Source organism: Methylobacterium sp. J-001 (genome assembly GCF_022829565.1).
In the GTDB taxonomy this organism is placed as follows: Bacteria; Pseudomonadota; Alphaproteobacteria; order Rhizobiales; family Beijerinckiaceae; genus Methylobacterium.
Genome location: NZ_JAKSYN010000200.1, coordinates 357,672 through 382,681, shown reverse-complemented (window position 1 = coordinate 382,681; position 25,010 = coordinate 357,672). Strand labels below are relative to the sequence as shown.

Genomic DNA, 25,010 nt, shown 5'->3' with positions numbered 1-25,010 from the left:
GCGGCGTTGACTGCGGCTTACGTCCTGGCGGCGCCGCGGCGGTGATGAGCGGCGAGGTCGCGGGAGGCCTGGATCCACGCCTCCATCGTGACATCCTCGAACCCCTCGCGGGTGCAGGAAGCCGCATGCCAGGTGCCGTTGATGAGGACGGAGACCTCGGACACGTCCTCCGGGTCGAGACGGACGTCGATGTCCGCGTCGCCCCTGTCCAGGAAGTGCTGCCGGAGCGGCTCGCACCAGTACCGCAGACCCATGAGCAGGATGCCGCCGTTACCGAGCCTCCGCTTCAGCGGGATCCCGAACGTCGCCCGGAGCCGGTTTCTGTCCGGTCCGTCCTGGATGTGGTAGAGCCGGATGTTACGGTTCCAGGCATCGTGCGGGGTCTCCCCGGCAAGTCCGTCGTGGGGACTGCCATGGTAGGCGTCGACGATCCAGCGTGTGATCAGCGACGCCAGCTCGTCGGCCTCGATGCAGGCACGCCCGTCCTCGTAACCGCGGCGGTCGACGACGTTGCTGAAGGTCTTGCCGGGCAGCTTGGCCACAAGCTGCATCCCGATGGTTCGGAAGAAGGACTCGATGGTGCCCCGGAGCAGGGGGACGCCGCCGGACGGGAAGTTGGGGCTCTGCCCCAACATGGCCACCGCACCGATGAACTCCGCGTTGTTGAACTGGGGGCCGCCGTCGGCGTGCAGCGTCTCGAACATGCCGTGCTGGTCCCAGGGCAGCGTCGCGCCAGCGGCCTCGGCGTAGGCGCGCTTGCTCGTCACGGCCATCCGCAGCACCTTCAGCGCCGCAGCCGTGGTGGGGGTTTCCGAGGGGCACGCCCCGACCATCACCTTCGTGCACACATCGACGGCGGCACAGAGGTGCAGGCGAGCGACCTTCTTACGGACGTTTTCGTCGAGAACGTCCCAGATGCCCTTCAACGTCAGAATGCTCTGGACGTCGACCAGCCAGCTGTCGATCTCGATGCGCTCGAAGGGGCGCGTGGCCGCGACGCCGGACGTAGTGACCGCGAACTTGAGCTTCGCCTTCTCCATGCCGTGCCGGCCGGCGTACACCCGGAACTTGCTCAGGCCGGAGATGTAGCGGCGCAAGGCCTCTTCGCTCGGGCAGGCGATCTTCTCGACTTCCGACAGAGTGAGGTTGTGCTCGTCGATGGCGGCCTTGAGCTCGCGTTGGAGGGTTCGCACCGTGGGGCGCTCGGGCGTGGCGTAGCGGTCGCCAGCGGCGACGAGGAGCCGGAGCGCATCGCCGGTGATGCGCCGGGCGCGGCTCCCGCTGCGGTAGCGACCGTCGCGGAGGCTGCTGGGCCGCCAGCCACGGGTTTCCAGCTTGTTGATCCACCGCTGGACCGAGCGGGGGCTCGGCCGCTCGCGCACGACCATGACGACCTTGTTGCCGGTGTAGTTCTTCCGCCCCCGCTTGCTCCCCGACTTAGCCTTCTTCGTCGCGCCCTTGGGGTGCAGGGCGATATCCAGGACCTTCAGTTCCTGAAAGACGTCATCGATGGCCGGCAACATCAGCTCAGCCTCCATCCCGCACTCGCCAGCCTCGTGCAGGCGCCTGATCCGACAGCAGAACTCCCACCGCCAGATCGTGTCGGGCTTCTCCTTGCCCTTCAGGTCTTCAAGGCCGTGCGCCTCGGTCTCCAGGTGCAGCCGCGCGGTCTCGGGGGCGAACCAGAGCGGGTCGTGCCGCCAGTCCCGGCGGCCCTTCAGAAGCCAGAGCTCCTGATGGGTGAACGCCTCGGTCAGGTCCGGGGCATCGACCCTCCGGAGGACGTAGCCGCGGTCGAACCGGGCGGAGTTGGTGTAGTGGATCTCGCCGATCCGGATGCGGTCGGTGGGATCGAGCCGCAGCATCTGCACGCGCGGCGGGACGGAAGGGACGGAAAGGTAGTTCACTGCCGGGCTCCCTGCTGGGTGACGGACGAAACCTCGGTGCCGTAGGCGATGCGGCCGCCGTGGGGTCGCCGCAGGACACCCTTGGCGATCAGTCGGACGATGGCCCTGAACCCACGTCCTTCGAGGCCGCTGGCAGCGACGAGCGCTCCGACGGTGGTGGTGCCGACCAGGCTGATGGCGAGGGCGTTGACGACCCTGTCGTCCTCGGGGCGGCGATCCGCGCGGGCCGAATGGATCAGCGCCGCGTCATGGACCTGGTCCCGCGAGGCCTCGCGGTCGGTCATCATCACGACGCGATCCGCCATTCGCTTGGGCACCTTCCGCGCGATGAGCGCCAGTTCGGGCTCGAACTCGGGATGCCGCAGGACCCAGCCGGAATGCTTCACTGCGACGAGGATCCTCGTGCCGTCGCTGCGCGTGACGAGGAAGTCGAAAGTATGCTTCCGCGGGATACCGTCCGCGTCCGCGTAGGAGACCGGCTCTACCTGCTCGCGCAACTCGACGACGTCCGGCCTCGCGAGCAGGACGAGCAGCACGCGGCGCTCGACGTTGCTCTCGTAGGTGATGACCCTGGGCCGCTCGCTTCGCGTGACGAGGGCGCCGCGGAGCGAGCCCTTGTCCGGCACGACGATCCGGCGGGCGGCGGTGGACCCTTCCGGCGGGGTGAAGGGCGGCGGCAAGGCGCGGCCGCCCTCGGCCGGAGCGGAGCGATCCGCCCGGTTGGTTGCGTTGGATGTGGACACTGGGTTTTACCTCGGCTCAACGAGGTCGGGCCATGCCGGAGCAGCCTATGGCTCTTGCGTTTCGCAAGCCGCCGTGCACGATCGCTCCGTGACCCGCGCTCGCGGGGAACAGACGTCGACCTCGCGGTCGACGGCGGAAACGACGTCACGCGTTGGCTTAGCGGGCACCGGCGTGGCGTCGTTCGAATTTCGGGCGCATCGGGCTTCGAACCTGATGCGCCCTTTTTTCGAAGCTACGTTTTCTTGATCATCGTGGGATTCCCTTCGTTGCTTTCGGCCAGGACGGCCCTGTCCGATCAGCTGGCTAGTTATCGATGGCATCGCCGATAGCGTCCAGGGGCACCCGCCCCATGATGAGAATTCCAGAAAGCAATTTAATCACATGGACTTAGGTCAGAATCCAAGGATCGAATAGTCTATCCTTTGGCTTTGTTTTTAGGAAAATATGACTGATCATAAGAATTTTTAACTAGCAAACTGAGTGGCCCGGGGATCATTTGAAATGCAGCTGATTCAATGACTTGAGGAGACCAGGGCCGCCCGTCACCGGAGCGACGGAGGCCGTCGATCTGAAATTAACCATGATGGCCAAGAGCCTGTTGAGACTCGCTTTTTTAAGTTTCGACGGGATTTTCGAGACGTTCGAGGACCCTGCTCGCTCACCGTTCGTTCGCCGTCCAGACGATGATCATCCCTCACGGTCAGGTATCGGGGGCATGCAGCGCGAACGGGAAAACGATGACGTTACTCATCGCTGGTGTTTGCGCGCGTCTGAATGCGGCACGTTCCGCCTCGACCATCACCTCGGCCGCGATGGCAAGGCGCGCCCGTTCGAGGGCGGCGTCGTAGACGTTCGGACCGAGCTCGGTCTTGATCTCCACCAGGCTTCCTAGAAAGGCGAGCAGGGCCTCATCCATGGCGCGGCACTCCCTGCCTGGGTGCGATGGCCGCGTGGCCATGGAGGTCGGCCAGGCGGAGGAAGGCCTGCTCGTCGACGACGCGCCGCTCGACCAGCAGGCGGGCGACGGCCTCGACGAGGGGCCTGTGCCGGCGGACGAGGACGAGGGCGACCGCGTACAGGCGTTGCAGCTCCTCCTCCACCGCGGCGCGGACCCTGGGATCTCGCTCAAGGACGTCGGCGGCGCGCTCGATGGAGGAGCGTCGCACGAGCGTGCCGGCCATGCCGAGCGCCACGTGGCGCGCCGCGACGAGCGTGGTCGCCTCGCCGAGGTCGCCGTGGCTACCGGACGAGACGCCCAGGCCGAGGGCTTCCTCGGCGGCACGTCCGCCCAGCAGGCCGACGACGTGGGTCTCGATCCCGGCCGGCGTCACCATCGCATCCTCGCCGGGCATGGAGACGGTCATGCCACCGGTATCGCCGGACGCGACGATGCTGATCCGCTTCACGGTGCCGCCGCCACCGGCATGCACGCAGACGCCGTGGCCCGCCTCGTGCACCGCCCGACGCCAGGTCGCCGCCTCGGACCGATCCTCGGCGGGCGCGGCCCGGCGGATCAAGTCCTCGACCGTCATCGCCCTGCCGTCGAGCCTCGCGGCATGCCGGGCACTCTCCACCCACGACCTGGCCTCCGCGCCGGTGGCGCCGACCCCGACCGCGGCGACGCCGTCCAGGTCCGCGCCGGCGAGGTCGCCGCGCAGGTGCTGGCGCAGGATGCCGGCCAGGGCGGCGGCGTCCGGGGGATCGATGCGGATGACGCCGCCGAGCCTGCCGGCTCGCAGCAGCGCCGCGTCGATCCGATGCGGCGCGTTCGTGGCGGCGACCACGATGATCCGCGACGCGTCGGACCCGTGCAGGCCAAGGCCATCCAAGAATGCCAACAATGCGCCCAGGATCGGCATCCAATACGACGCGTGCCGGTCGTCGCCCCCGGCCCTCGTGGGCAACGCGTCGGCCTCGTCGAATGCCAAGATGCAAGGTGCGGCAGAGGAAGCTCGCAGGAGATCGTCCTGCATCCTGCGGATGACGTCGTCCAGGAAGCCGGAACCGGCGAACCAGCTTGCGACGGAGGTGGTCACGACCGGGATCTCGCAGGATCTCGCGAGACTTCGCATGAGCGTGGTCTTGCCCAGGCCCGGGGCGCTCGCCAGGCACGCGTTCAACGTTCCGGCGGGCCATGGGCCATCGCCCGCGCGCCATGCCCGGACGCTGGCGACAACCCTCCGCGCCCATTCGCCGGCCTCGCCGTAGCCCACGAGGTCCTCGACCGGCGGCGCATCGTCCGCACCGCCGGTCACGAACGCCCTGGCCTTCGCGGTCGCCTTCAGGCGCCCGACGGCGGACGCGGCGGTGCCGCCCGTCCGGATCGCCGCGAGGAAGTCGGGGTGGTCAAGACCCTGGACGGACGCGGGCAACCGGCGCGGGCGCGTCCCCGTCGCCGCATGGATCACGGGCCGCAGCACGGCGGCGGTGGGATGGCCGACGACGACCCGCATGTCGCAGGCGTCGACGTACGAACGGGGGGCGTAGCGCTCCGGCAGCCATGAGACGACCGCGACGCGCCTTCCCGCCGCCAGGAGCTCGACCAGCGCCGCCTCACCCTCGTCGGCGCGCATCTTCGGCTTGGCGGCGGCATCGCGCGCCTCGCAATGGTCCCATGATCCCATCGCCGAGACGGCGCGGCGGAGCGGCTGCACCCAGGCCGGGGTCGGGGCCTCGATCAGGACGGACAGGCCGCGGGCGGTGGCGAACCTGCGGGCCTGGGCACGCGACATCGCGGCGGCGAGCGCGGTCTTCGCCAGCGTGTGGACGGGGGAGGCGACGGTTACCGACGCGGCTTCATCGGGCTCGCCCTCGCCTTCGAGGAACTCCTCGGCGGTGGGCAGGTCGCCCGTATCCTCGTGCTCGACGGCGGCCTTGCGGGAGGCGCGCGTCAGGTGGTCGAGGCCCTTTCGCGGAGCGTACTTCTTCGTGGAACTCATGGCGGCCTCCATCGCGAGGCCGCCGAGCGCGTCGATGCGCGCCGGTCAGGCCCCGGGGGGTGTCTCGGGTCGGACGAGGTGACGGTGCGCCGCGGGCATGCGGCGGCCCCGCCGGTCGGCGGTGCGAGGTTTCGGTTTCAAGCGTTCGGGCGGGGACATCGGATGCTCCTGGGCAGCGGCAATCTATTCGGCGGGGGCGATGTCGAACCCGTCGAAGTCGACGCGACGCGCGGTCGCCGAGACCCTGACGCCGGACCGAAGCGGTGCGGCGCGCTCGCGAAGCCTCTCGGCCTGCCGTTCGGCCTCGACGAGGACGGCCTTGCCCAGGGCGACGAGCACCGCGGCCACGATGCGGCCGAAGGCCTGCCCGGGGAAGGTCTCGGCGGCCAGGACCAGCCGCCTGAAGATCTCCCCGACGTGACGGGCCGGGTCCTCGGTTTCGAGCGGGGTTGCCGCGAGGCACGACGGCACGGTGGGGTGCCCGACCTTGGCCGGGTCGTCATCGCCTCGGGGCCGACCGTCGGCGGTGTTGGTGGAATTCTCGATCATGGTGGCTGCCTCCGCGCAGGGGCAGCCAGGCGCGCTCCGGCGCCGGGTCAGCCCTGGGGGGTGTCGGGAAGGCGCGAATGCGCCCGTGACGTCTCGCGGCCGGGACGGACCCGGGCCGAAGGCAGCCGTTTTCGGAAGGGACGGGACGTGATCATCGGGAGGTGTCCATCAAGGGGAGCCTCCCGGAGCGGCGCGATGGTGCGCGCGGCTATCCGCGGGAGGGGGAATCGGCGCGCGCCGGCGAGGCCTGGGCCACCCGGTCCGCCGTGCGTTTCGTCTGCGCGGTCATGAGCCTTAAGTGCAGGCACACGGATGGAAGTGCAAGTCTTCTCGAAAGGGGATCGTCTCGTTACTGTGGAAAAACTTGGCTCAAATCGGTCGATCAAGTGAAGGCTAATGGCCCAGAAATACCGTGGCGATCGGGAAAGCGATTCATCTTCAAGGGCCTGGCACCAGGTCTACCCTCGTCGCGCGGTGATGAGTTCCTTGATCCGCGAGGCGAGCGCCTCCATGGCGAGGGGCTTGGTAAGCACCTCCATGCCGGGTTCGAGGTACCCGTGGCCGAGCACGGCGTTCTCGGCGTAGCCGGTTACGAACGGCACCCTGAGGTCGGGTCGCCCGACGCGGGCCGCATCAGTTTTCTGGCGTCCGTTCATGCCGCCGGGCAGGCCGATGTCGGTGACCAGCAGGTCGATGCGCGCATCGGACTGCGGCAAACCCAGCAAAGCTGCTTGCAAGGGCTCGGGCAGTCATCCGCGGCATCCTGACCGCCGGTGTTGATACCTGAAACTTAAAATCAGCTGGTGTCGTACCGCCTACAGACGACCCATTGACGTTCGTGCCGAAGGCTCTGCTTTGGTAAACGCTACCGCTTGGCCGAATGGTGAATAACCATCAATTGACGAGATTTTATAGATCGGAACAATGCCGGAAAATTCCTGTTGTGACGAAGGTTGAATATGGCATTCAGCACTACAGGAGATCTTGCATGAAGAATTTCACACTCGCCCTCACCGCATTGACCGCCCTTGGCGGCATCGCCCTCGCGTCCGGTTCGGCCTCCGCCGCCCCGATGTCCGTCAACGGCCTCCAGTCCGAGAGCGGCGTCACCCAGGTCCGGATGATGCACGGCGACCGGATGATGATGAAGAAGCGCATGATGCGGAAGCAGATGATGAAGCGCCGCATGATGAAGAAGCGGATGATGAACCGCGGCATGTGATCGCCGACGCATCCGGAGGCCCCGTCACGGGGGCCTCCGCCCTGGACGACCGACATCCCGAGGGAGACCGTTTGCCTCGCACCTACCTGACGCGCTCCGCGCCCGACACGGGCGAGGTCGAGCGCCGCCGATGGATGTTCCGGCACCCGGTCGTGATCCGCGTCACCCACTGGGTCAACGCGATCTGCCTCTTGGTGCTGCTGATGAGCGGCCTTCAGATCTTCAACGCCCACCCGGCCCTGTACTGGGGCAAGGTCTCGACCTTCGATACGCCGCTGATGGGGATGTCCTCCACCGAGGACGATCCGCCCAAAGGCGTCACGACGGTCCTCGGGCATTCCTTCGATACCACCGGGTATCTCGGCTCATCCACCGGTGGCGACGGCGAGGCGGCCGACCGCGGCTTCCCTAGCTGGGCGACGCTTCCGAGCGACCAGGACCTCACCGGCGGTCGCTCCTGGCACTTCTTCTTCGCCTGGGCTTTCGTCCTGAACGGCCTCGCCTACCTGCTCTACGGGCTGGTCAGTGGGCAGCTCCGGTTCCGCGTGATCCCGTCACGCGACCAGATCCGTCACTTCGGGGCGTCGATCCGGGAGCACCTGACGCTGCGTTTCCCGCAGGGCGACGAGGCCAAGCGCTACAACGTCATCCAGAAGCTCACCTACCTCGTGGTCCTGTTCGTGCTCCTGCCGGTTCAGGTCCTCGCCGGCCTCGCGATGTCGCCGGCGATGGACGCAGCCTTTCCGTTCCTGCTGACGCTGTTCGACGGGCGCCAGTCGGCCCGCACGGTCCACTTCGTCGTTGCGGCCCTGCTGGTCCTGTTCGTGGTCGTGCACGTCGCCCTGGTCCTGCTCTCGGGCTTCTGGAACAACATGCGCGGCATGCTCACCGGTTGGTTCGTGATCGAGCGCAAGGTCGAGCCGGCACCCGTCACCGGGGAGACCCGGGCATGAGCCGCCTTCCGAGCCGAAGGGCCCTCCTGACGGGGGCTTCCGCCGCGGGCGCGGCGGCCATGCTCGGCGGGTGCGACCGCCTGGGCAATGAGGAGTGGTTCCGGCGCACCCTCAAGACCGGCGAGGACGCCAACCTGTTCTTCCAGCGCCTGCTGCTGACCAACCGGACGCTGGCCCCGGAATACGCCGAGGCCGACATCTCGCCGTGGTTCAAGCCGAACGGCACCGAGGATCCGCCGGACAGGGACTACAAGGCGCTCGCGAAGGGCAGGTTCGCCAAGTACCACCTGCAGGTGGACGGCCTCGTGGAGGCGCCCTTCAGGCTGTCCCTGGCCGAGCTCCGCAAGCTTCCCGCCCGAACCCAGATCACCCGGCATGATTGCGTCGAGGGCTGGAGCGCCATTGGCAAGTGGACCGGCGTGCCGCTCGCCGACCTCCTGAACCGGGCCAAGCTCAAGCCCGAGGGGCGCTACGTGGTGTTCCACTGCGCGGACACGATGGACCAAGGAGAGGACAACGGCGGAGCGGACACCGCGGAGGATGGCGGCTCCGACGAAACAATCCCTGCCGGCAATGCCAACCCAGCCATGACGAAGCAATCGGGCGGTGGGGAGAGCAGGAAGGACTCAGGCGGCCAGCAGGCGTCTGATGACACTGCGGCCAGTGGTGGATCACCGGTCAGGTACTACGAGAGCATCGACCTCGTGGACGCGTTCCACCCGCAGACGATCCTCGCCTACGACATGAACGACAAGGCGCTTCCGGTCTCGAACGGCGCCCCGCTGCGCCTGCGGGTGGAACGCAACCTCGGCTACAAGCAGGCCAAGTACGTGATGCGCATCGAGGTGGTCGAGAGCTTCGCCCATCTGGGCGATGGCAAGGGAGGATACTGGGAGGACCAGGGCTACGCCTGGTACGCCGGCATCTGAGTTGGCGCGGACGTGACGTCTACGTCTCCGCGAGCATTGGAAGCGCATCTCTCCTGGCGAACTCCGGGGGGGCCTTCGCGGCGACATCCGGCCCTTGCAAAGCTGCAAAGTACAGTCAGCGCCGCGCAGCTGGCTATCAGACCGGCGACTCGGCCTCGAAGCGTCCGAAATGAGCGGCCCGCGAACCTGACCGGCGCATCCGGCCTGACGAAACCTGCGACGGACCAATGTTCGGACTGCAGCGCGAACATTGAAGGACGATGCCGTCATGTCCCTACATTTCGAACGCCTCGGCACGGGCCGGCCGCTACTGATGGTCCATGGGCTGGGGGCCAATCTCCGTACCTGGGATCCGCTCTTGTCCGCATTACGCGGCTCGCGCGAACTGATCTTGGTCGACCTGCCGGGACATGGCAGATCGGCCCCGCTCGCGGGCCGGCAGACGGTGGAGGCCTATGCGGACGCCCTCGACGGCTTCGTGCAGTCGCAAGGCCTGACGACAGCGGACCTCGTCGGCAGTTCGGTGGGGGGCCGGCTGGTCCTGGAGCTGGCGCGGCGGGGCATCGGTCGGCACTGCGTCGCACTTGATCCCGGCGGTTTCTGGCGCGGGTGGGAAACACGCTGGTTACACTGGACGCTCGCGGCATCGATACGCCTGGTGCGATTGCTGCGGCCCTTCCATCCCGGCCTGTCGCGCCACGCCGTCACCCGTACGCTGCTGCTGGCCCAACTGTCGGACCGTCCGTGGGCGCTGCCGCCGCAGCTCGTCGTAGGGGAGCTGCGGAGCCTGGTGGCCACACCGGTGTTCGATGCGATGCTGCGTGAACTGGCACGCGGGCCGTTGCAGCAGGGTTCGGCAAGGACGCCCGGCCTTGTCACCATAGGCTGGGGCCGCCAAGACCACCTGCTGCTGCCGCGCCAGGCTGCACGCGCCCTGGCAGCCTTCCCGTCGGCCCGGCTGCACTGGTTCGAGAACTGCGGCCACTTCCCGCATTGGGATCAGCCTGCCGAGACGGCGCGCGTGATCCTTGAGACGGTTGGGAAGGATGCGCCTTGAAATGGCTCGTCGCACACCCGAGCCCGCGGTCGTCCACGGGTCGTCGAGCATATCGGCCGAGCTTGCCGCCTCCGCCCTGGAGAGGGTCCGTGGTCCGGTCTTCCATGGCCGCAAGAACGTAGCAGCGCTTCAAAGCCAACTTATAGCGCAGCCAAATTCAGGCAGACCTTCTACGGACGCAAGGTCGTCCTTGCCCGGGAACGGCCCCCGGCCCCCTCGATGTTCGGAACGGGATCCCGTTTCCGGCTCAGTACGTCGACCCCCGAATTCGCCGCGCTCTTATCCGCCGCGGTCCGCTTCAGTTCCCCGATCACCGTGAGGAAGATCATGACCTACCTTCGCTACGCACCCGACATCGAGAAGCCCGCCGCGGACGAGCAGGAGACCATCGACGGCATCATCAACGGCATGACGCAGCAATCGGAGACCGTCGAGACACGCGAGCACCATGCCGTGCGCGCCAGCCACGCCAAGAGCTCGGCCTGCGTCACCGGCGAGTTGACGGTCGCCGCCGGCCTGCCGCCCGAACTGGCGCAGGGGCTCTTCGCCAACCCCGGTACCCACCCGGTCGCCGTCCGCTTCGCTCAGGGTCCGGGCGAGACACTGGGCGACCGCGTCTCGACCCATCGCGGCATGTCGATCAAGGTGTTCGATGTCCCCGGCGAGAAGCTGCCCGGCCACGCCGTCGACACGCAGGACTTCGTGCTCGCGACCGGGACCACCTTCCCCTCGGGCACGGCGGCCGGCTTCCTGCGGGACGGCACGGTCATTGGCAAGTCGACGGGTTTGCCGGAGGGGGTCAAGAGCGCGGTCTCGTCGACCATGCGCAACCTCAACCGGGCACTGCACGCCTTCGGGACGGAGAGCGCCCTCGCCGACTTCTTCGGCCATCCCTACAGCCACCCCCTGGCCGACAGCTACTTCAGCCAGGCGCCGGTTCGCTTCGGCGATTACGTGGCCAAGCTCGGCGTCGTGCCGTCGACGGAAGGCCAGCGCGCCCTGTCCGAGTGGCGCCTCGACCCGCACCAGGACGAGGATGGCTTCCGCCACGCCACGGTGGCCTTCTTCCGGGAGAACGAGGTGGTGTTCGAGTTGAAGGCCCAGCTCTGGGCCAACGCCGAGAAGCAGCCCATCGAGGACGCCTCGGTCGATTGGCCCGTCTCGATCAGCCCCTATCGCACCGTCGCGACGCTGCGCCTGCCGCGCCAGGATGCCTATGCGCCGGACCGCGTGCGCTACTTCGACGAGGTCATGACCTTCCGCCCGGCCCACAGCCTCGCGGCTCACCGGCCGCTCGGCTCCGTGATGCGGGCGCGCCTACAGGTCTACCGGGCGTTGAGCGACTTTCGCCACCGCAGGAATGGCGTCGCATCGGAGGATACGGCAAGCATCGGTCTCGTGCCGGCCTAGCTGTAAGAACCCGACGCTTGGTACCCGCTCCGAACGTCCGCACCGAGTGAGCGGCAGACCTGCGCATCGGCTTCGCCCTGGTCCCGCGCATGTTCCGGGACGAGGAGCGGACGCTGAAGGCCCGGATGGGCAACGTGCAGGCTTGACTGGAGCAGGCGGCGCTCGCCGCCTTCATCGACGAGGGCCATTTCGACCGGCACCTGCGATGTCCGAGGCAGGTCTACAGGGCTCGGCGCGACTGCCTCGTCGTGGCGCTGAGGGATACCTTCGACGGCGACGTTCTCTCCGGGCACGATCGTGAGGTTCGCAGAGCAACGGACGGTGCCTCGCCATCGTCCGCAGGAGATCCCGGCGCTCGCCCTCTGACCGGTCGGCCTGCCCCACGGCGTCAAGCGCGGCCCGCCCCACCTCCATGTCCCCGAGACCGACGGAACGAGGACCACGCCTTGCCGACCTTCTTCCGTGGCATCGCCGTGCCTCGCACCTCCGTCGACGAGGTCGTCTCAGACATCCGTTCCGGCGGTCTTCGGGAGAGCGGGCGCTCCTGGCTCATGCGTCAGCAACGTCCGCCCGACCCGGACGTCCTCTTCGGCAAGCCCGACCTGTCGCTCGACGACACGCGCGGTGAGCACGTCGTCGAGCATCCGGCTCTCTGCGCATGCGGGGAGATCGACGGGGCGGCGCACTACGCTTGGCGACACAACCGCACCGACGAGGACGATACGCCGATCCTGATGGAGTTCGCGGCGCCCATCGAGGCCGTCGCGGTGGATGGGCGCGACTTCCTTTACACCGCGTTCCAGCTCCGCGAACCGGATCGAGCCCGGGTTGTCCTGGACCGGCTTTTCGGTCCGCGTGTCCTCAGATACGCGGAGCGTGCCTGGGACCGAAAGGAGAAGGGATACGACATCGCCATGTGCGACCTGGCGATCCACGATCCGGAGGTGATAGCCGCCCATCACGCCAACGCCACGGTCATCGGTGGGCGATACCGGACCGTCTTCCGCAACGCCTTCACGGTTCGGATGCCGATCCCGCCCGAGGCGATCGTCAGCGTGTGGTCGCCGCGCGATAAGCCACCCCGCACCGTACCGGAAGTCACGCTCGATGCGATCCGATGACCGGTTGCGCCGGCGGCGTGGTCGGTCTCGGCCTGTCCTATGCCGGGAATCGTGCTAATTAGAACAAAATGCGAACCGCGTTGGCAGGGCCACCGGTTATCAAGGGGGAGCGGACCGGATGCCGGTATTGACCGACGAGGAAAAGGCGACGCTCCGGGTCGAGCATTTCATCTTCCATTCCGTTCATCACGGGAAGCCCGATCCCACGCTGCGCAACAGGGTGCACATCGGGAAGTTCGAGCCGTTCTTCGTCGCGCGCGTCATCGACACGCTCAAGGGCAACCGCTTCGTCTTCGACACCGCGTCGCCGACACTTGCCGCCCTGCGGGGCGCGGAGGAGGACCCGACGACCTTCGTCGAGATGTCCAAGGAGCTCGCCCGCCAGTTCCATCGCGAGGACGACCAGACCAAGCACGACGGGCGCTTCAAGCGCGGGATCCTGATGGTGGCCATCCTCAGGGCAGGGGATCGCCGCTTCCATTCGCTGATCAAGTTCGACCACGGCGGGCAAGTGATCGACATCGTCGAGGAGGATGCCGACGCTACGCTGGCCGAGGTCCTGAACCCCCTGACCGAGAACAAGAAGGCGCTTCAGAAGTCGGCGCTGATCGAGCTCGACGCCGACGGCGGCAGGCTGGTCGTGATCGACCACAGCAAGCGCTCGGGCATCACCGACTTCTTCCAGGAGTTCCTCGGGGCGCAGCGCGCGAAGGAAGCTCCCGAGCTGACGGACGCGGTTGTCAGGGGTGTCCTAGCGACGGTCCGCGCCCATGCGACCGAACTGCCGCCGCAGGTGTGCGCGCAGTGGCGCGAACGACTGACCGATATCGCCCTACGTCGTCAGGAGTTCGACGCCGATCAGGTATTCTCCGACTTGTTCGGCGCCGGCGGTACCGAAGCCGTCCGGTCGACTTGGGACGCCCAGCTCGCGGCCAACGACGTCGAGGGTGAGGGCTTCTCGTTCGACCACGGATCGCTGCCTTCGACGGGACCGCGGAAATACCGCACGGCCGAGAACATCGAGATCACCGTCCCGCCCGGGGCGAAGGACACCTTCGTTTGGGACGAGCAAGACGACGGCTCGGTCATCGTGACGATCAGGACAAGCTCCCTCGTGGCCCGGTGAGCGTGGCGCGATGACCGCAAGCTTCGACAATACGGTCGCCGATACGCTGCGGACCCTGGCGGGGCAGCCCGGTGCCGTGCTGTCGGAGACCCTGGCGGTCTGTCGCGTGGACGGGGCGTCCTGCCCCGACGCGCGCGCGCTCGCCGATCTTGCGGCGGCGGCGAAATTCGTCGCCGACCACGGGTACGGCGGTCTCGACGTCTTCGGCACCATCACCGGGCAGTTCGATCCCGCCGCCATCCCTTTCGATCAGATCGGTGGAGAGGCGCTTCAGATCGTCCTTCGTAAGGAACGAAGGGATGGTTGGTGCTACTTCGTCACGGCAAAGGGCTTCGGCGCGACACTGAACGACGGCTTGGTCGCGGAACCGCTCACCATCTGGGTATCGGAGACCTTCGAACCCTTCTCGGCGCTCACCTTGACGGTCTCCCCGTGGGACGGACCGACCACGCCGCCGGTCGTGGACCGCCTGCCCGAGCTTCCACGGAAACTCGTTCGTGACCAGAGCCACGGTCGCGCGCCCTCGGCCATCGGGCCGTGGTTGCTCGTCGCTCGCCCTGCCAAGCCCTCGCCGGTCTTCTCGGCCTGGAGCCGCGCGGCGGTCGAACGCCTGGCGTTCGTGCTGCCTTACGAGATCCGCGTCGTCGACGGTCGGGACACGGTGGTGCTCAAGGGGCCGCGTTCGAAACCGGTCGAGGTCTCGGCCCCAGTCGCCGGTCGGCACGAGGAGCTCCTCGGCCCGCTGACGGAGGCGGCGAACTGGGTCTACACATCAGGGCGGGACGCCGAACCGCGCTTCCTGTTCCTCAACAACCACCTGTCGCTGGACTGGCGCGACGGCCAGACATGGCCCGAAGGCGCGCTCCTCGTTCTGAAGGAGAGCCTTTCCAGCGCCCGCGAGGCCTACGCCTTTCACCTCCAGGATCAGAGCAAGGACGCCCTCAAGTCCCTCGGCGACCTGCGCAAGAGCCTGCAGGAGGAGGTGGCGAAGGCGCAGTCCGCCACGCGGGACCTGCTTTCCGCTCTCTGGCGTGACCTCGCCATCGCCGGCGTCGTGCTAGCGCTCAAGTCACCGACCGCGCAGCAGGTGACCGGCTCGGAAGCCTTGCTGGCGATCCCGTTCGCGACGGCGGTTCTATTGGTCCTGAGCCTTCTCGTGACAGTCCTGGCGAACTGGCGGTTCAACTGGCTCGCCGACAAGGGTCGCAGGGACTGGCGTCGGAAGCTGTACGCGTTCGTCCCGGAGGAGGAATGGAGGAGGGTGGTGGAGAAGCCGATCTCCCAAGGCCGATGGGTCTATCGAATGACGTTGCCGTTCGTCGGGGCCTTGTACGCCGCCGCCGCGTGGTACCTGATCTCGCTGACGGATCCGACGGTCCTGGCGGCCATTCGGACCTTCGTCCTTCACCCGTTCGGCGGATAGGACCCGAACCCATCTCCAACCTCTCGGGAAGGGTATGGTCGGTCCGGTGACCTCTCCTTCATCGGTCCTGGCGCATGATGCCACCCATACGACGGGGCGGCCTCCAGCTTGTGTGCGGTTTTCATATGATATTGCAATTTAAGCTGGAAGGATGACTGAAATGACGAAACAACAATGGGACGCGCTTAGTGCACTTGTCGCAGATCGCATGAAGGCGGCCACGAGAAATTTTGTTACGCCAGTAATTCATGAAGCCCTCAATGAACCAACACACATCGGCTCTGCGACATATGTTGAGCTTCCCAGACAGGTAGGTGGCACGACGCTAATTACCTGTGAACACATCACACGTTATCAAGATCAAAAACATCTTCCTTTTGGAAGCAATTCCCCTGTCAATCTCTCTGGAACGACTTGCTCAGATCGCGAGCCCTTGGATGTCGGAACGATTAAGTTGAACGATCCGACATGGCAGCTTCAGAAAGAACAGGCCGCTATGGTTGGCTGGTCCAGATTTTCACAAAATCATTCACCTGTGCCTGACGAATTGCTATTTTTTTATGGACTTTCAGGTGAAAATACTTATTCTGGCTATGGCGATTTTCATAAAATAATGGTTGGTTATTGCAGCCAAGAAAAGCGCGGCACAGGCGATTCGGAGATATTCGAGATATTCTGGGAACCAGAGAACACTAGCATCACACCTGGAACATCGCTAGAAATTTATAATAAAACCAAATATAGCAATGCCGGTGGATACAGCGGGTCTCTCGTTTGGGATACGCGTTTTGTACAAAAAGGATGCGACATAAATTCTTGGAGTCCATCTGATGCAGTTGTTACAGGTCTACTGCGCCGTTGGGATACCGCAACACGTACTCTATTAGTTTGGCGGGTCGAGCATCTCCGGAAGTGGCTCGCGGGGCGACCCACTTGGGCCTAACAAGCGCAATCGGCTAACTGTGAATGCGGTCTTCAGCTTCCTGATGGTACAAAGCCATGCTGTTGCTGTAGCGCTATCCGTTACGCGCTACCCACCGAGTCGTCCCCATCGATCTGCTATGGGAGCGCCGACACGCGGACGGGCACCTCGATCACGGTCTATCCAGGACCCACGAACCTTCATCGAGACGGCCTCGCGGGTCACGGACCATCCGCGCCGTCAGTCCAAGCGATCCGCGACCATGGGCACGTGCGCGTCGTTCCAGGCATCGCGTCTTCACAGGATTCCAGGCGGTCCCGTGTCTGGCTACAAGACTGGCACAAACGCGATCCGGAGGCGCTTACTTCCCGCCCCGCGATCGTTCGGACTCGGCTACGGCGTTCTCGGCCAACCGCTCGCGGATCCGCTCCAGCGTCACGGGTTGGAACCCAAAGCAGTCGACGCCGACGTCGGTGCTCGCCGCCGTCCCCGGCAGGTTGCCGTGGGAATGACCGTAGAGATGGATGGCCCCTCTATGGGCGGCCGGCCACGTCCGATGTGCGTAGTGGCTCAACCAGATCTCCTGCGTGCCGCCATCCGGATCGGGAAGGTGGATCCGAGCCACGTCGCGGACCGGCTCCGCCCACGGCAGGCGCTCGCTCACGCCATCGTGGTTGCCCCGGACGAGGAGCTTGCGCCCGTTCAGACGTCGGAAGACCTTGAGTGCGTAGGCCTCGGTACACTTGTGGGCGAAGTCGCCGAGGTGCCAGACGGTGTCGTCAAGACGCACGACCGCGTTCCAGAGCGCGATCAGGGTCTCGTCATGCTCCTGGATCGAGGCGAACGGGCGCGGCTTCGCGGCCTTCGCGCTGATGACGAGCGGATGGCCGAAGTGATCGTCGGCGGTGAAGAATATCTTGGACATGGAAGCCTCGCGAACACACGGAGGCTCGGCACGCGGCACGACACTCCGGGGTCAATTGGACTGGTGTGCGGCCAAGGCTTTCATGATGATCTCTCCTGATCGGGGCGCATCGATCGCCTGGACGGCGGCCCGGCGCAAGGTCGCCCGTCGACTTGTCCCTGGCCGGCTTGATCCGGTGCCCGGATAGGCCTGACGGTCGAAACCTTCGACCTCGTCGGAGCCGACGTGAGCGGTGCGCCCCAGGCCTTCCCCTGCCTCGACGGAAATATCGCCCAGGAACAAGGGCAAGCCTAAGGTTGCAAAGTTTTGACGAATCCAGCTCCTAACGAAGGGGCCATGGCGCGGCAGACAACGAGCCGGGCGCGAGGCGGGGGGCACGTGGCGAGACCGAGGACAGACAACGCTCCTGAGCGTTACGCGACGGATGCTCCCGGACCAGCCGAGGTCACCTCGATGGCGTGGTTCGCATGAGCTTGCCCAAGGCGTCCTTGGTCGCCGGTGCGCGCATCCGCGTGCGCGATACCGAATGGTTGATCAGCCACGTCGAGCGCAACGCGGTCTCCGGGGCGCTGGTGCACGCCACCGGTCTCTCGGGCATCGTCCGCGACAAGGAGGCGATCTTCGTCGAGGACGTCGAGCGCAAGCGCGGCCTCGGGATCGAGGTCGTCGACCCGGCCGATGTCGCCCTGGTCGCCGATGCCTCGTCCGGCTACCTCGACACCCTTCTCCACGTCGAGGCCGCCCTGAGGAAATCCGCGCCGACCGGCGAGGCGATCCAGGTCGCGGGCAAGGCGGCCATCGACGACCTGGACTTCCAGCTCGATCCTGTCCGGCTCGCGCTCAAGGCTCCCAGGACGCGCATCCTCGTCGGCGACGACGTCGGCCTCGGCAAGACCCTCGAAGCCGGACTGCTCGCGTCCGAGCTCATCCTGCGGCGGCGGGCCAAGCGCATCCTGGTCGTCGCGACCAAGGCGATGCTCACCCAGTTCCAGCAGGAGTTCTGGACACGGTTCTCCATCCCGCTGGTCCGGATCGACAGCACCCGCATCCGTCAGATCCGCACGCGCATCCCGCTCAACCACAACCCGTTCGACCAATTCGACAAGGCCATCATCTCGATCGACACCCTGAAGAACGACCGCCAGTACCGCACGGCGCTGGAGACGGCGTGGTGGGACCTCATCATCATCGACGAGGCCCACAACGTCGCCGAGAGGAAGGGCGCCGGCGGCGTCAGCCAGCGAAACCAGCTTGCCGAACGGCTCGCATCGCGATCCGATGGACTCGTACTGCTCTCGGCCACCCCGCACGACGGATCGCGCCGAAGCTTCGCCAGCCTCATGCGGATGCTCGACCCAACATCCATCGCCGACCCCGAGCGCTACGGCCCGGACGACATCAAGGGCCTATTCGTACGCCGCTTCCGCACGAACCCCGCCGTCCGGGAGGCGATCAAGACCAAGGTAAGGCCCCGCGCCACGGAGAAGCTCACGTTCAGCCCGTCCGGCGCGGAGGAGGCGGCGTACGGGATCCTGGCGGAGCTCACGCTCGCCGAGGACGAGACCGCCCGGAACAAGGGCCAGAGGCTCTTCAAGACCATCCTGGAGAAGGCCTTGTTCTCCAGCCCGCCCGCCTGCGCCGAGACGCTCACGAAGCGGCTGGCAAAGCTCGAAGGCGACACCTCGCCCGGTTCGGTGGCGGATCGCGCCGCCCTGACGGAACTGCTCCATGCGGTGCAGGCCATCGGTGGCGACGACTTCACGAAGTACGCGCGCCTCGTCCGTCTCCTCGCGGACATCAAGTGGCAGGCTCGCCGGAAGGACGATCGGATCGTCGTCTTCTCCGAGCGCATCGCCACCCTCGAATGGCTCGGCGAGCATCTGCGCCGCGACCTCGGCCTCACCGAGGATCAGGTCCGCACGCTCCACGCCTCCGGTCCCGACGCCGACGCGAAGGCCCAGGCGCTGGTGCGCGACTTCGGGTTGGAGAAGTCGCCCGTCCGCATCATGCTGGCCTCGGACATGGCGTCCGAGGGCCTGAACCTCCACTACCTCTCCCACAAGCTGGTCCACTTCGACCTGCCCTGGGCGCTCCTGACCTTCCAGCAGCGGAACGGGCGCATCGACCGGTACGGCCAGGAGCGGCAACCCCAGGTCTGGTACCTCGTCGCGCAGCCGGCGCAGCCGAAGATCCGCGGTGACCTCCGCGTCCTTGAGAAGCTCATCGAGAAGGACGGGGCGGCCGGCGAGAACATCGGCGATCCCTCGGCCTTCCTTGGGACCAACGACGAACTGGAGCAGGAGGACGTCGTCGCGAGCGCCATCGAGAACGGCGTGTCGGCCGAGGCCTTCGACGCCCAGATGGACGCGCGCGCCGCGGCGAACGACAACGCAGGCGACGATCCCTACGCGTCGCTGGAGGCGTTCTTCGGTCTCGCCCAGGACGAGACGACCGTCCCCACCCCGGGCATGGATGGTCGTGGCGAGGGGCGGCCGACGCTCTTCCCCGACACCTTCGCCTTCACCGTCGCCGCACTCCGGCGCCTGGATGTCCCGGGCGCGTCGTTGAGGTGCGAGGTCGCCCAGGGTGAGAGGGTCATCACGCTGCCGATCCCGAAGGACTTCCGTGAGCGGTCCGAGACCGGCGGGCACGCCACCGGGGTCATCAACGCGCGCTTCATGCCGCCCGAGGCCGAGCCGGAGGACGGGATGCTGCGGTTGACCGATGATCGCTCCCTCATGAGCGACCGGATCAGGACGTCCCGGCAAGGCACCGGCGGCGGCTGGCCCGACCTCCAATACCTCTGGGACGTGCATCCGGCGGTCGACTGGCTCGCGGACAAGGTGACGACCGTGTTCGGTCGCAGGTCCGCGCCGGTCGGGCGCCTCGTCGGTCGGCTCGCCAAGGACGAGGCGGCCTTCGTCTTCAACGGCACCGTGCCCAACCTGAAGGGGCATCCCCTGGTCGACGAGTGGCCCGTCGTGGTCTTCCGCGCCGGCGAGGTCGTCGGGGTCGAGCCGATCCGCGCCTTCATCTCACGGACCGGCCTGGGGACCGACGAGATCCCGAACGTCGGCGCCACGGCCGTCGAGGACCTGCGCGCCCTGGTGCCGGAGGCCGTGCAACGGGCCCAGACCTTCGTCCACGAGGCGCGCAAGCGCTACCAGGGCGAGATGGACACCGAGGTGCTTCGCCTGTCCGAGCGTCGAGACGCCCTCCGCGCCCGCCACGTCGAGGTGCTCCAGCTGCGCTTCGACGGGATGGACGAGCTCGCCCCGCAGCGGAAGCGGAAGGCGGACGAGGAGGCCGGCCTCAAGCGGATGTTCGACGGCTGGTGGGACTGGGTGCGTCAGACCCGCGAGACGCCCGACAATCCCGATCCGTACGTGCGCCTCGTCGCTGTCTTCAGGGGATAGGCCATGCCCATCGAGCTCGCCGGCATATCGAACGAGAACGAGTTCTACTCGGAGCACTACCTCACGACGGTGTTCGAGGGGGACATCGAGGAGACGCGCGCCGCCTGGCGCGCGGCCGAGAGGGACGGTCTCCCGTCCCCCCGGCGCAGCCTGGAGAAGGTCGCCAAGGCCTGGGGACGGCTGCAGGCCGACTACGCCGCCGAACGCGACCACGAGAAGCGCCTCCTCCTCGGAAGGGAGTTCGCGCACCAATTCCTGGATGCCCTCGGATACGAGCGCCGCTCTGAACTGATCCTCGACGCGGAAGGCAAGCTCATCCCGGTCCTGGCGCGTCGCAGCTTCGGCGACGAGGATCAGGTCTGGGTCGTCGAGGTGCCGGCGCCTTCCGGCGACGATTTCGAGACCGACCCGCTCCAGGTAAGGTTTCGCTGCGAGCAGTTCGAGAACATCGAGAGCGCGCAGGACATCGCGCGCCGTCGCAAGGACACGGCCGAGACGGCGGTGACGCGGGGCGTGTTCGGGCTGGCCGCGCCGCCGCGCTTCGTCATCCTCCTGAGCATGTCGCAGGCCGTGCTGATCGACCGACGCAAGTGGGCGGACAGCCGCCTCCTGCGCTTCCGGTTCACCGAGATCTTCGGGCGGTCCGAGGGCACGACGCTCGACGTGACCGCCGCGCTGCTACTAGCGGTCTCGCTGGCGCCAGGATCCGGGCCGCCCCTGATCGACCGGATCGACGAGGAGAGCCACCGCCACGCCTTCGGCGTCTCGCAGGACCTGAAGTTCGCCCTCCGGGAAGCCATCGAGATCCTGGGGAGGGAAGCCGCCGAGCTCGTCGTCGCCAAGCGACGCGCGGGCAAGGAAGCCGTCTTCTCGGGCGAGAACATGCTCGACGCCGGCAGGCTCTCCACCGAGTGCCTGCGGTATATGTACCGCCTCCTGTTCCTGTTCTTCATCGAGGCCCGTCCCGAGCTCGGGTTCGCCCCGATGAGGGCCAAGGCCTACCGGACCGGTTACAGCCTGGAGAGCCTGCGCGAGCTTGAGCTCGTGCCGCTGGAGACCGACGAGGATCGCGACGGCCACTACATCTCGGATACCCTGGACGCCCTCTTCGCCCTGGTGTTCGACGGCACGCCGGCCGCCGGGAACGCGGGCGAGGCCTTCACCTTCCACGCGGTCCGTGCGCGGCTGTTCGACCCCGACGCGGTCGCGACCTACCTCGGCGGCCTGCGCTTCCGGAACGAGCCCCTGCAGGCGGTCATCCGCCTCCTGTCGCTCTCGAAGGGCGACCGCGGCAGGAGGCGCGGGCGCATCTCGTACGCCCAGCTCGGCATCTCGCAGCTCGGCGCCGTCTACGAGAGCCTGCTTTCCTTCTCGGGCTTCTTCGCGACCGAGGACCTGATCGAGCTCAAGCCGGCCGGCAAGCCAGCGCCCGGCCCCCTGGAGGCGGCCTTCTTCGCCCCCCTGTCGCGGGCGGGGGAGTTCCTGCAGGCGGCCGACCCGAAGGACGGGCAGATCGTTTACGCGGGCAACCTTCCCCAGGTCCATCCGCGCGGGACCTTCATCTACCGCCTCGGCGGCCGCAACCGCGAGAACTCCGCCTCCTACTACACGCCCGAGCCCCTGGCCCGGGTGCTCGTGAAGTACGCCCTGAAGGACCTCCTTGCCGGCAAGACGGCCGACGACATCCTCTGCCTCAGGATCGTGGAGCCGGCGATGGGCTCCGCGGCCTTCTTGGTCGAGGTCGTCAACCAGCTCGCCGACCGATACCTCGAAATGAAGCAGGCCGAGGTCGGCACGCGCATCCCGCACGAGTCCTTCGGCTACGAGCGGCAGAAGGTCCGCGCCTACCTCGCCGACCGCAACGTCTTCGGCGTCGACCTTAACCCCATCGCCGTCGAGCTGGGACAGGTGTCGCTCTGGCTCAACTGCCTGCATGCCGGTGGCTTCGCACCGTGGTTCGAGGACCAGGTCCACGCCGGGAACTCCCTCGTCGGGGCCCGGCGCGCCGTCTTCCCGGTCGGGTCGCTCATGCGCCGCAAGGAGGACGAGCGCTGGTATCGGCAGCGGCCGCGCGAGATCGGGTGGTCGGGCGAGGCCCGGGCCGCCGACGAGGTCTGGCACTTCCTCCTGCCGGATCCCGGCATGTGCGGCTACGACGCGAAGACCGTCGCGCCGCTGGCCGTGAAGGAGGACTGGGAGACCCTGACGCGGTGGCGCAAGGACTTCGTCCAGCCGTTGACCACCGACGAGGTCCGGACGGTCGTACGCCTCTCCGCCGCGGTGGACGTCCTCTTCGAGGAGGTCGCCGACCGCCTGCGAGAGATGCGCGCCGAGGTGAACGACGACATCTCCATCTGGCCGGCCGCAAGCCAGGAGGGCGAACGGCACGTCGACTTCCAGGAGAAGATGCGCCGGCTGGCGAAATTCCATGGCGACGGGGTTCGGAACTCCGTTCCGTGGCGGCGCCTCCGCGCGGCTATGGACGCGTGGTGCTCGCTTTGGTTCTGGCCCATCGACAAGGCCGACCTCCTGCCGTCCAGGGCGACCTTCCTGCAGGGCCTCGACCTCGTCCTGACGCAAGGCGCGGACGGGCAGAGCGTGACGACCCGCGCGTTCGCCACAGGCTCCGCCCAGGGGCGCTTGTTCGAGACGGTCGCCGTGCCCGCCGGGAAGGGCGGCGACAGCCTCTTCCGCGCGGAGGAACGCGTCTTCGAGATCCGCAAGGATGACCTCTTCGGCGACGTGAACGTCGAGCACCTGATCGAGGCCTCTCCCTGGATGCCGACCGCGATGCGCGTGGCGGGGCGCCAGCGCTTCATGCATTTCGAGCTTGAGTTCGCGGACGTCATGCGCGAGCGCGGCGGCTTCGACCTCGTCATCGGGAACCCGCCCTGGCTGAAGCCCGCGTGGATCGACGCGCACGTGCTCAGCGAGGTCGAGCCGATCTTCGGCATCACCGAGGTGTCGGCCGCCGAGGTCGATAAGCGAAAGCCCGCCCTGCTATCCGATCCCTCGGCCCGCGCCGCCTACCTGGAGGACTACACGGGGACCGGCGGCCTGCAGGCGTTCATCTCCTCGCCGACGTGCTACCCGTTCCTGGCCCAGGGGCAACCCAACCTTTACAAGTGCTTCATGGACCTAGCCTTCCGCGTGACGGCGCGAGGCGGCTACGCGGCCCTGATCCACCAGGATAATCATTTGTCCGACCCGGATGGCGGTTTGCTCCGGCGGACGTGGTATAGGCGCATCCGGCGACACTATCATTTCAGAAATGCCATCACCCGGAGAATGTTCGCAGAAGTAAGCGACCGCAAGACATTCAGTCTCAATGTTTACGCCGGTTTTGAGCAGGAAGTCGGCTTCGATCATATCGCCTCGTTACTTTTGCCCAACATGGTGGATGACAGCTACGAACACGACGCTGTTGGACCCGTCCCCAGCATGAAGCGACCCGAGGGCGGTTGGGACACACGTGGACATCGCAAACGAATAGTTCGTGTCGATCTCGCGACGCTCAAGTCCTTCGCCGCAGTGATCGAGGACGAGAGCACATCAGCAGATATGACCCGTTTTCTATTTCCGTTCTCGACTGAAACGCTTTCTATATTCGATGCATTTTCGAGTTCGCGAACATCATTTACTGAAGCGGCGCGCCCGTTTCAGATGCGTCGTCTATGGGACGAAAGCACCGCCACAAAACGTACACATACCCTTGAACAGACGGTCTGGTTCCCAGGCGCCGCTAATGAGGTAGTTCTTACCGGATCCCTTATCTACGTTGGTAACCCCATGTACAAATGCCCCGATATCAAAGGGCGCAGAGAAAATGAAATTGACCTTTGTGATGTCAATAGTGAATACTTGCAAAGGAACTATTATAGGCGAGTAGCAAGCAAAGAAGTTTATCTTCGTGGCCTCCCTGCCCTTCAGTGGGACACCACGAAGAGGCACATCGACGCATTTCGACTTGCTTTCAGGCGTATGATGAGCCCACCAACAGAGCGCACCCTTATCTGCGCACTCATTCCCCCGGGCGTAGCGCATGTCGATACCGTAGAAAGCCTTGCGTTCGGCGATGATCAGACACTTGTTGATGCGGCGCCGCTATGGATGTCGCTACCTTTTGATTTTATTGTTAAGGCAACTGGGTAAACTGATTTTAGAGAGTCAAGTCTTCGTTTTTTCCCCTGGGCGAATGTTGCTGATACTGCTAAGCATCGCGCTCTACGATTAAATTGCCTAAGCAGCCACTACGCAAGCCTCTGGGATAGGCACATTGGATCTCTCAATGTGATGTCTTGGAGTTCTAGCGATCCTCGGCTGTCAGTTGAAACTCCGCATATTTTCAAGAACGATGCATCTTGGAA

18 protein-coding genes and 1 pseudogene are annotated in these 25,010 nt (G+C 66.3%); 11 read left to right on the top strand and 8 right to left on the bottom strand.

Going from position 1 to position 25,010, the window contains the following annotated elements:
- Positions 1 to 17: 17 nt before the first annotated feature.
- The 6 genes and pseudogenes from MKK65_RS31440 to MKK65_RS26105 form a co-directional block, all read right to left on the bottom strand.
- A complete protein-coding gene (locus MKK65_RS31440) occupies positions 18 to 1,907 on the bottom strand; it encodes a Mu transposase C-terminal domain-containing protein (protein ID WP_243960955.1) in 1,890 nt (629 codons plus the stop codon).
- Positions 1,904 to 2,650: a Tn7 transposase TnsA N-terminal domain-containing protein gene (locus tag MKK65_RS26125; RefSeq protein ID WP_243960954.1), complete on the bottom strand. Its 747-nt coding sequence runs from the start codon at positions 2,648 to 2,650 to the stop codon at positions 1,904 to 1,906. Before MKK65_RS26125 ends, MKK65_RS31440 begins: the two co-directional genes overlap by 4 nt.
- Positions 2,651 to 3,351: 701 nt before the next feature.
- Positions 3,352 to 3,567 carry a hypothetical protein gene (locus tag MKK65_RS26120; RefSeq protein WP_243960953.1) on the bottom strand — a complete coding sequence of 72 codons (216 nt, stop codon included), beginning with the start codon at positions 3,565 to 3,567 and terminating at the stop codon, positions 3,352 to 3,354.
- Positions 3,560 to 5,590 carry an AAA family ATPase gene (locus MKK65_RS26115; protein ID WP_243960951.1) on the bottom strand — a complete coding sequence of 677 codons (2,031 nt, stop codon included), beginning with the start codon at positions 5,588 to 5,590 and terminating at the stop codon, positions 3,560 to 3,562. Before MKK65_RS26115 ends, MKK65_RS26120 begins: the two co-directional genes overlap by 8 nt.
- A gap of 183 nt (positions 5,591 to 5,773) precedes the next feature.
- A complete protein-coding gene (locus MKK65_RS26110) occupies positions 5,774 to 6,139 on the bottom strand; it encodes a hypothetical protein (protein WP_243960949.1) in 366 nt (121 codons plus the stop codon).
- Between the two features lie 458 nt (positions 6,140 to 6,597).
- Positions 6,598 to 6,849: pseudogene (locus MKK65_RS26105) on the bottom strand (hypothetical protein); the annotation flags it as partial.
- A gap of 278 nt (positions 6,850 to 7,127) precedes the next feature.
- On the opposite strand from MKK65_RS26105, the gene MKK65_RS26100 reads away from it, so the two are divergent.
- From MKK65_RS26100 to MKK65_RS26060, 9 genes are all read left to right on the top strand, one after another.
- The gene (locus tag MKK65_RS26100) at positions 7,128 to 7,361 is read left to right on the top strand and encodes a hypothetical protein (RefSeq protein WP_243960947.1); all 234 of its coding nucleotides are present in this window, start codon (positions 7,128 to 7,130) and stop codon (positions 7,359 to 7,361) included.
- A gap of 134 nt (positions 7,362 to 7,495) precedes the next feature.
- On the top strand, positions 7,496 to 8,314 hold the full coding sequence (locus MKK65_RS26095) for a cytochrome b/b6 domain-containing protein (RefSeq protein WP_243961018.1): 819 nt from the start codon (positions 7,496 to 7,498) through the stop codon (positions 8,312 to 8,314).
- Positions 8,311 to 9,243 carry a molybdopterin-dependent oxidoreductase gene (locus MKK65_RS26090; protein ID WP_243960945.1) on the top strand — a complete coding sequence of 311 codons (933 nt, stop codon included), beginning with the start codon at positions 8,311 to 8,313 and terminating at the stop codon, positions 9,241 to 9,243. Before MKK65_RS26095 ends, MKK65_RS26090 begins: the two co-directional genes overlap by 4 nt.
- Before the next feature lie 268 nt (positions 9,244 to 9,511).
- Positions 9,512 to 10,300, top strand: coding sequence for an alpha/beta fold hydrolase (locus MKK65_RS26085; RefSeq protein WP_243960943.1), 789 nt, complete (start codon positions 9,512 to 9,514; stop codon positions 10,298 to 10,300).
- Between the two features lie 327 nt (positions 10,301 to 10,627).
- Positions 10,628 to 11,710, top strand: a complete 1,083-nt coding sequence (locus tag MKK65_RS26080) for a catalase family protein (RefSeq protein ID WP_243960942.1) — start codon at positions 10,628 to 10,630, stop codon at positions 11,708 to 11,710.
- A 446-nt stretch (positions 11,711 to 12,156) separates the two neighbouring features.
- Positions 12,157 to 12,831 (top strand): hypothetical protein, encoded by a 675-nt coding sequence (locus MKK65_RS26075; RefSeq protein WP_243960941.1) that lies wholly within the window; start codon positions 12,157 to 12,159, stop codon positions 12,829 to 12,831.
- A gap of 118 nt (positions 12,832 to 12,949) precedes the next feature.
- Positions 12,950 to 13,957, top strand: coding sequence for a nucleoid-associated protein (locus MKK65_RS26070; RefSeq protein WP_243960940.1), 1,008 nt, complete (start codon positions 12,950 to 12,952; stop codon positions 13,955 to 13,957).
- Positions 13,958 to 13,967: 10 nt separating this feature from the next.
- Entirely contained in the window at positions 13,968 to 15,380 is a 1,413-nt protein-coding gene (locus MKK65_RS26065) for a hypothetical protein (RefSeq protein ID WP_243960939.1), read from the top strand.
- A gap of 160 nt (positions 15,381 to 15,540) precedes the next feature.
- Positions 15,541 to 16,323, top strand: a complete 783-nt coding sequence (locus tag MKK65_RS26060; protein WP_243960938.1) for a hypothetical protein — start codon at positions 15,541 to 15,543, stop codon at positions 16,321 to 16,323.
- 340 nt (positions 16,324 to 16,663) lie between these two features.
- On the opposite strand, the gene MKK65_RS26055 is transcribed toward MKK65_RS26060, so the two are convergent.
- Both MKK65_RS26055 and MKK65_RS26050 read right to left on the bottom strand, forming a co-directional pair.
- Positions 16,664 to 17,227: a metallophosphoesterase family protein gene (locus MKK65_RS26055; protein ID WP_243960937.1), complete on the bottom strand. Its 564-nt coding sequence runs from the start codon at positions 17,225 to 17,227 to the stop codon at positions 16,664 to 16,666.
- Between the two features lie 51 nt (positions 17,228 to 17,278).
- Entirely contained in the window at positions 17,279 to 17,515 is a 237-nt protein-coding gene (locus MKK65_RS26050) for a hypothetical protein (RefSeq protein ID WP_243960936.1), read from the bottom strand.
- A gap of 179 nt (positions 17,516 to 17,694) precedes the next feature.
- Here MKK65_RS26050 and MKK65_RS26045 point away from each other — a divergent pair, with 179 nt between their 5' ends.
- Together MKK65_RS26045 and MKK65_RS26040 are read left to right on the top strand one after the other, a co-directional pair.
- Positions 17,695 to 20,643 carry a DEAD/DEAH box helicase gene (locus MKK65_RS26045; RefSeq protein ID WP_243960934.1) on the top strand — a complete coding sequence of 983 codons (2,949 nt, stop codon included), beginning with the start codon at positions 17,695 to 17,697 and terminating at the stop codon, positions 20,641 to 20,643.
- A 3-nt stretch (positions 20,644 to 20,646) separates the two neighbouring features.
- Positions 20,647 to 24,795 carry a hypothetical protein gene (locus MKK65_RS26040; RefSeq protein WP_243960932.1) on the top strand — a complete coding sequence of 1,383 codons (4,149 nt, stop codon included), beginning with the start codon at positions 20,647 to 20,649 and terminating at the stop codon, positions 24,793 to 24,795.
- Positions 24,796 to 25,010: the final 215 nt, after the last annotated feature.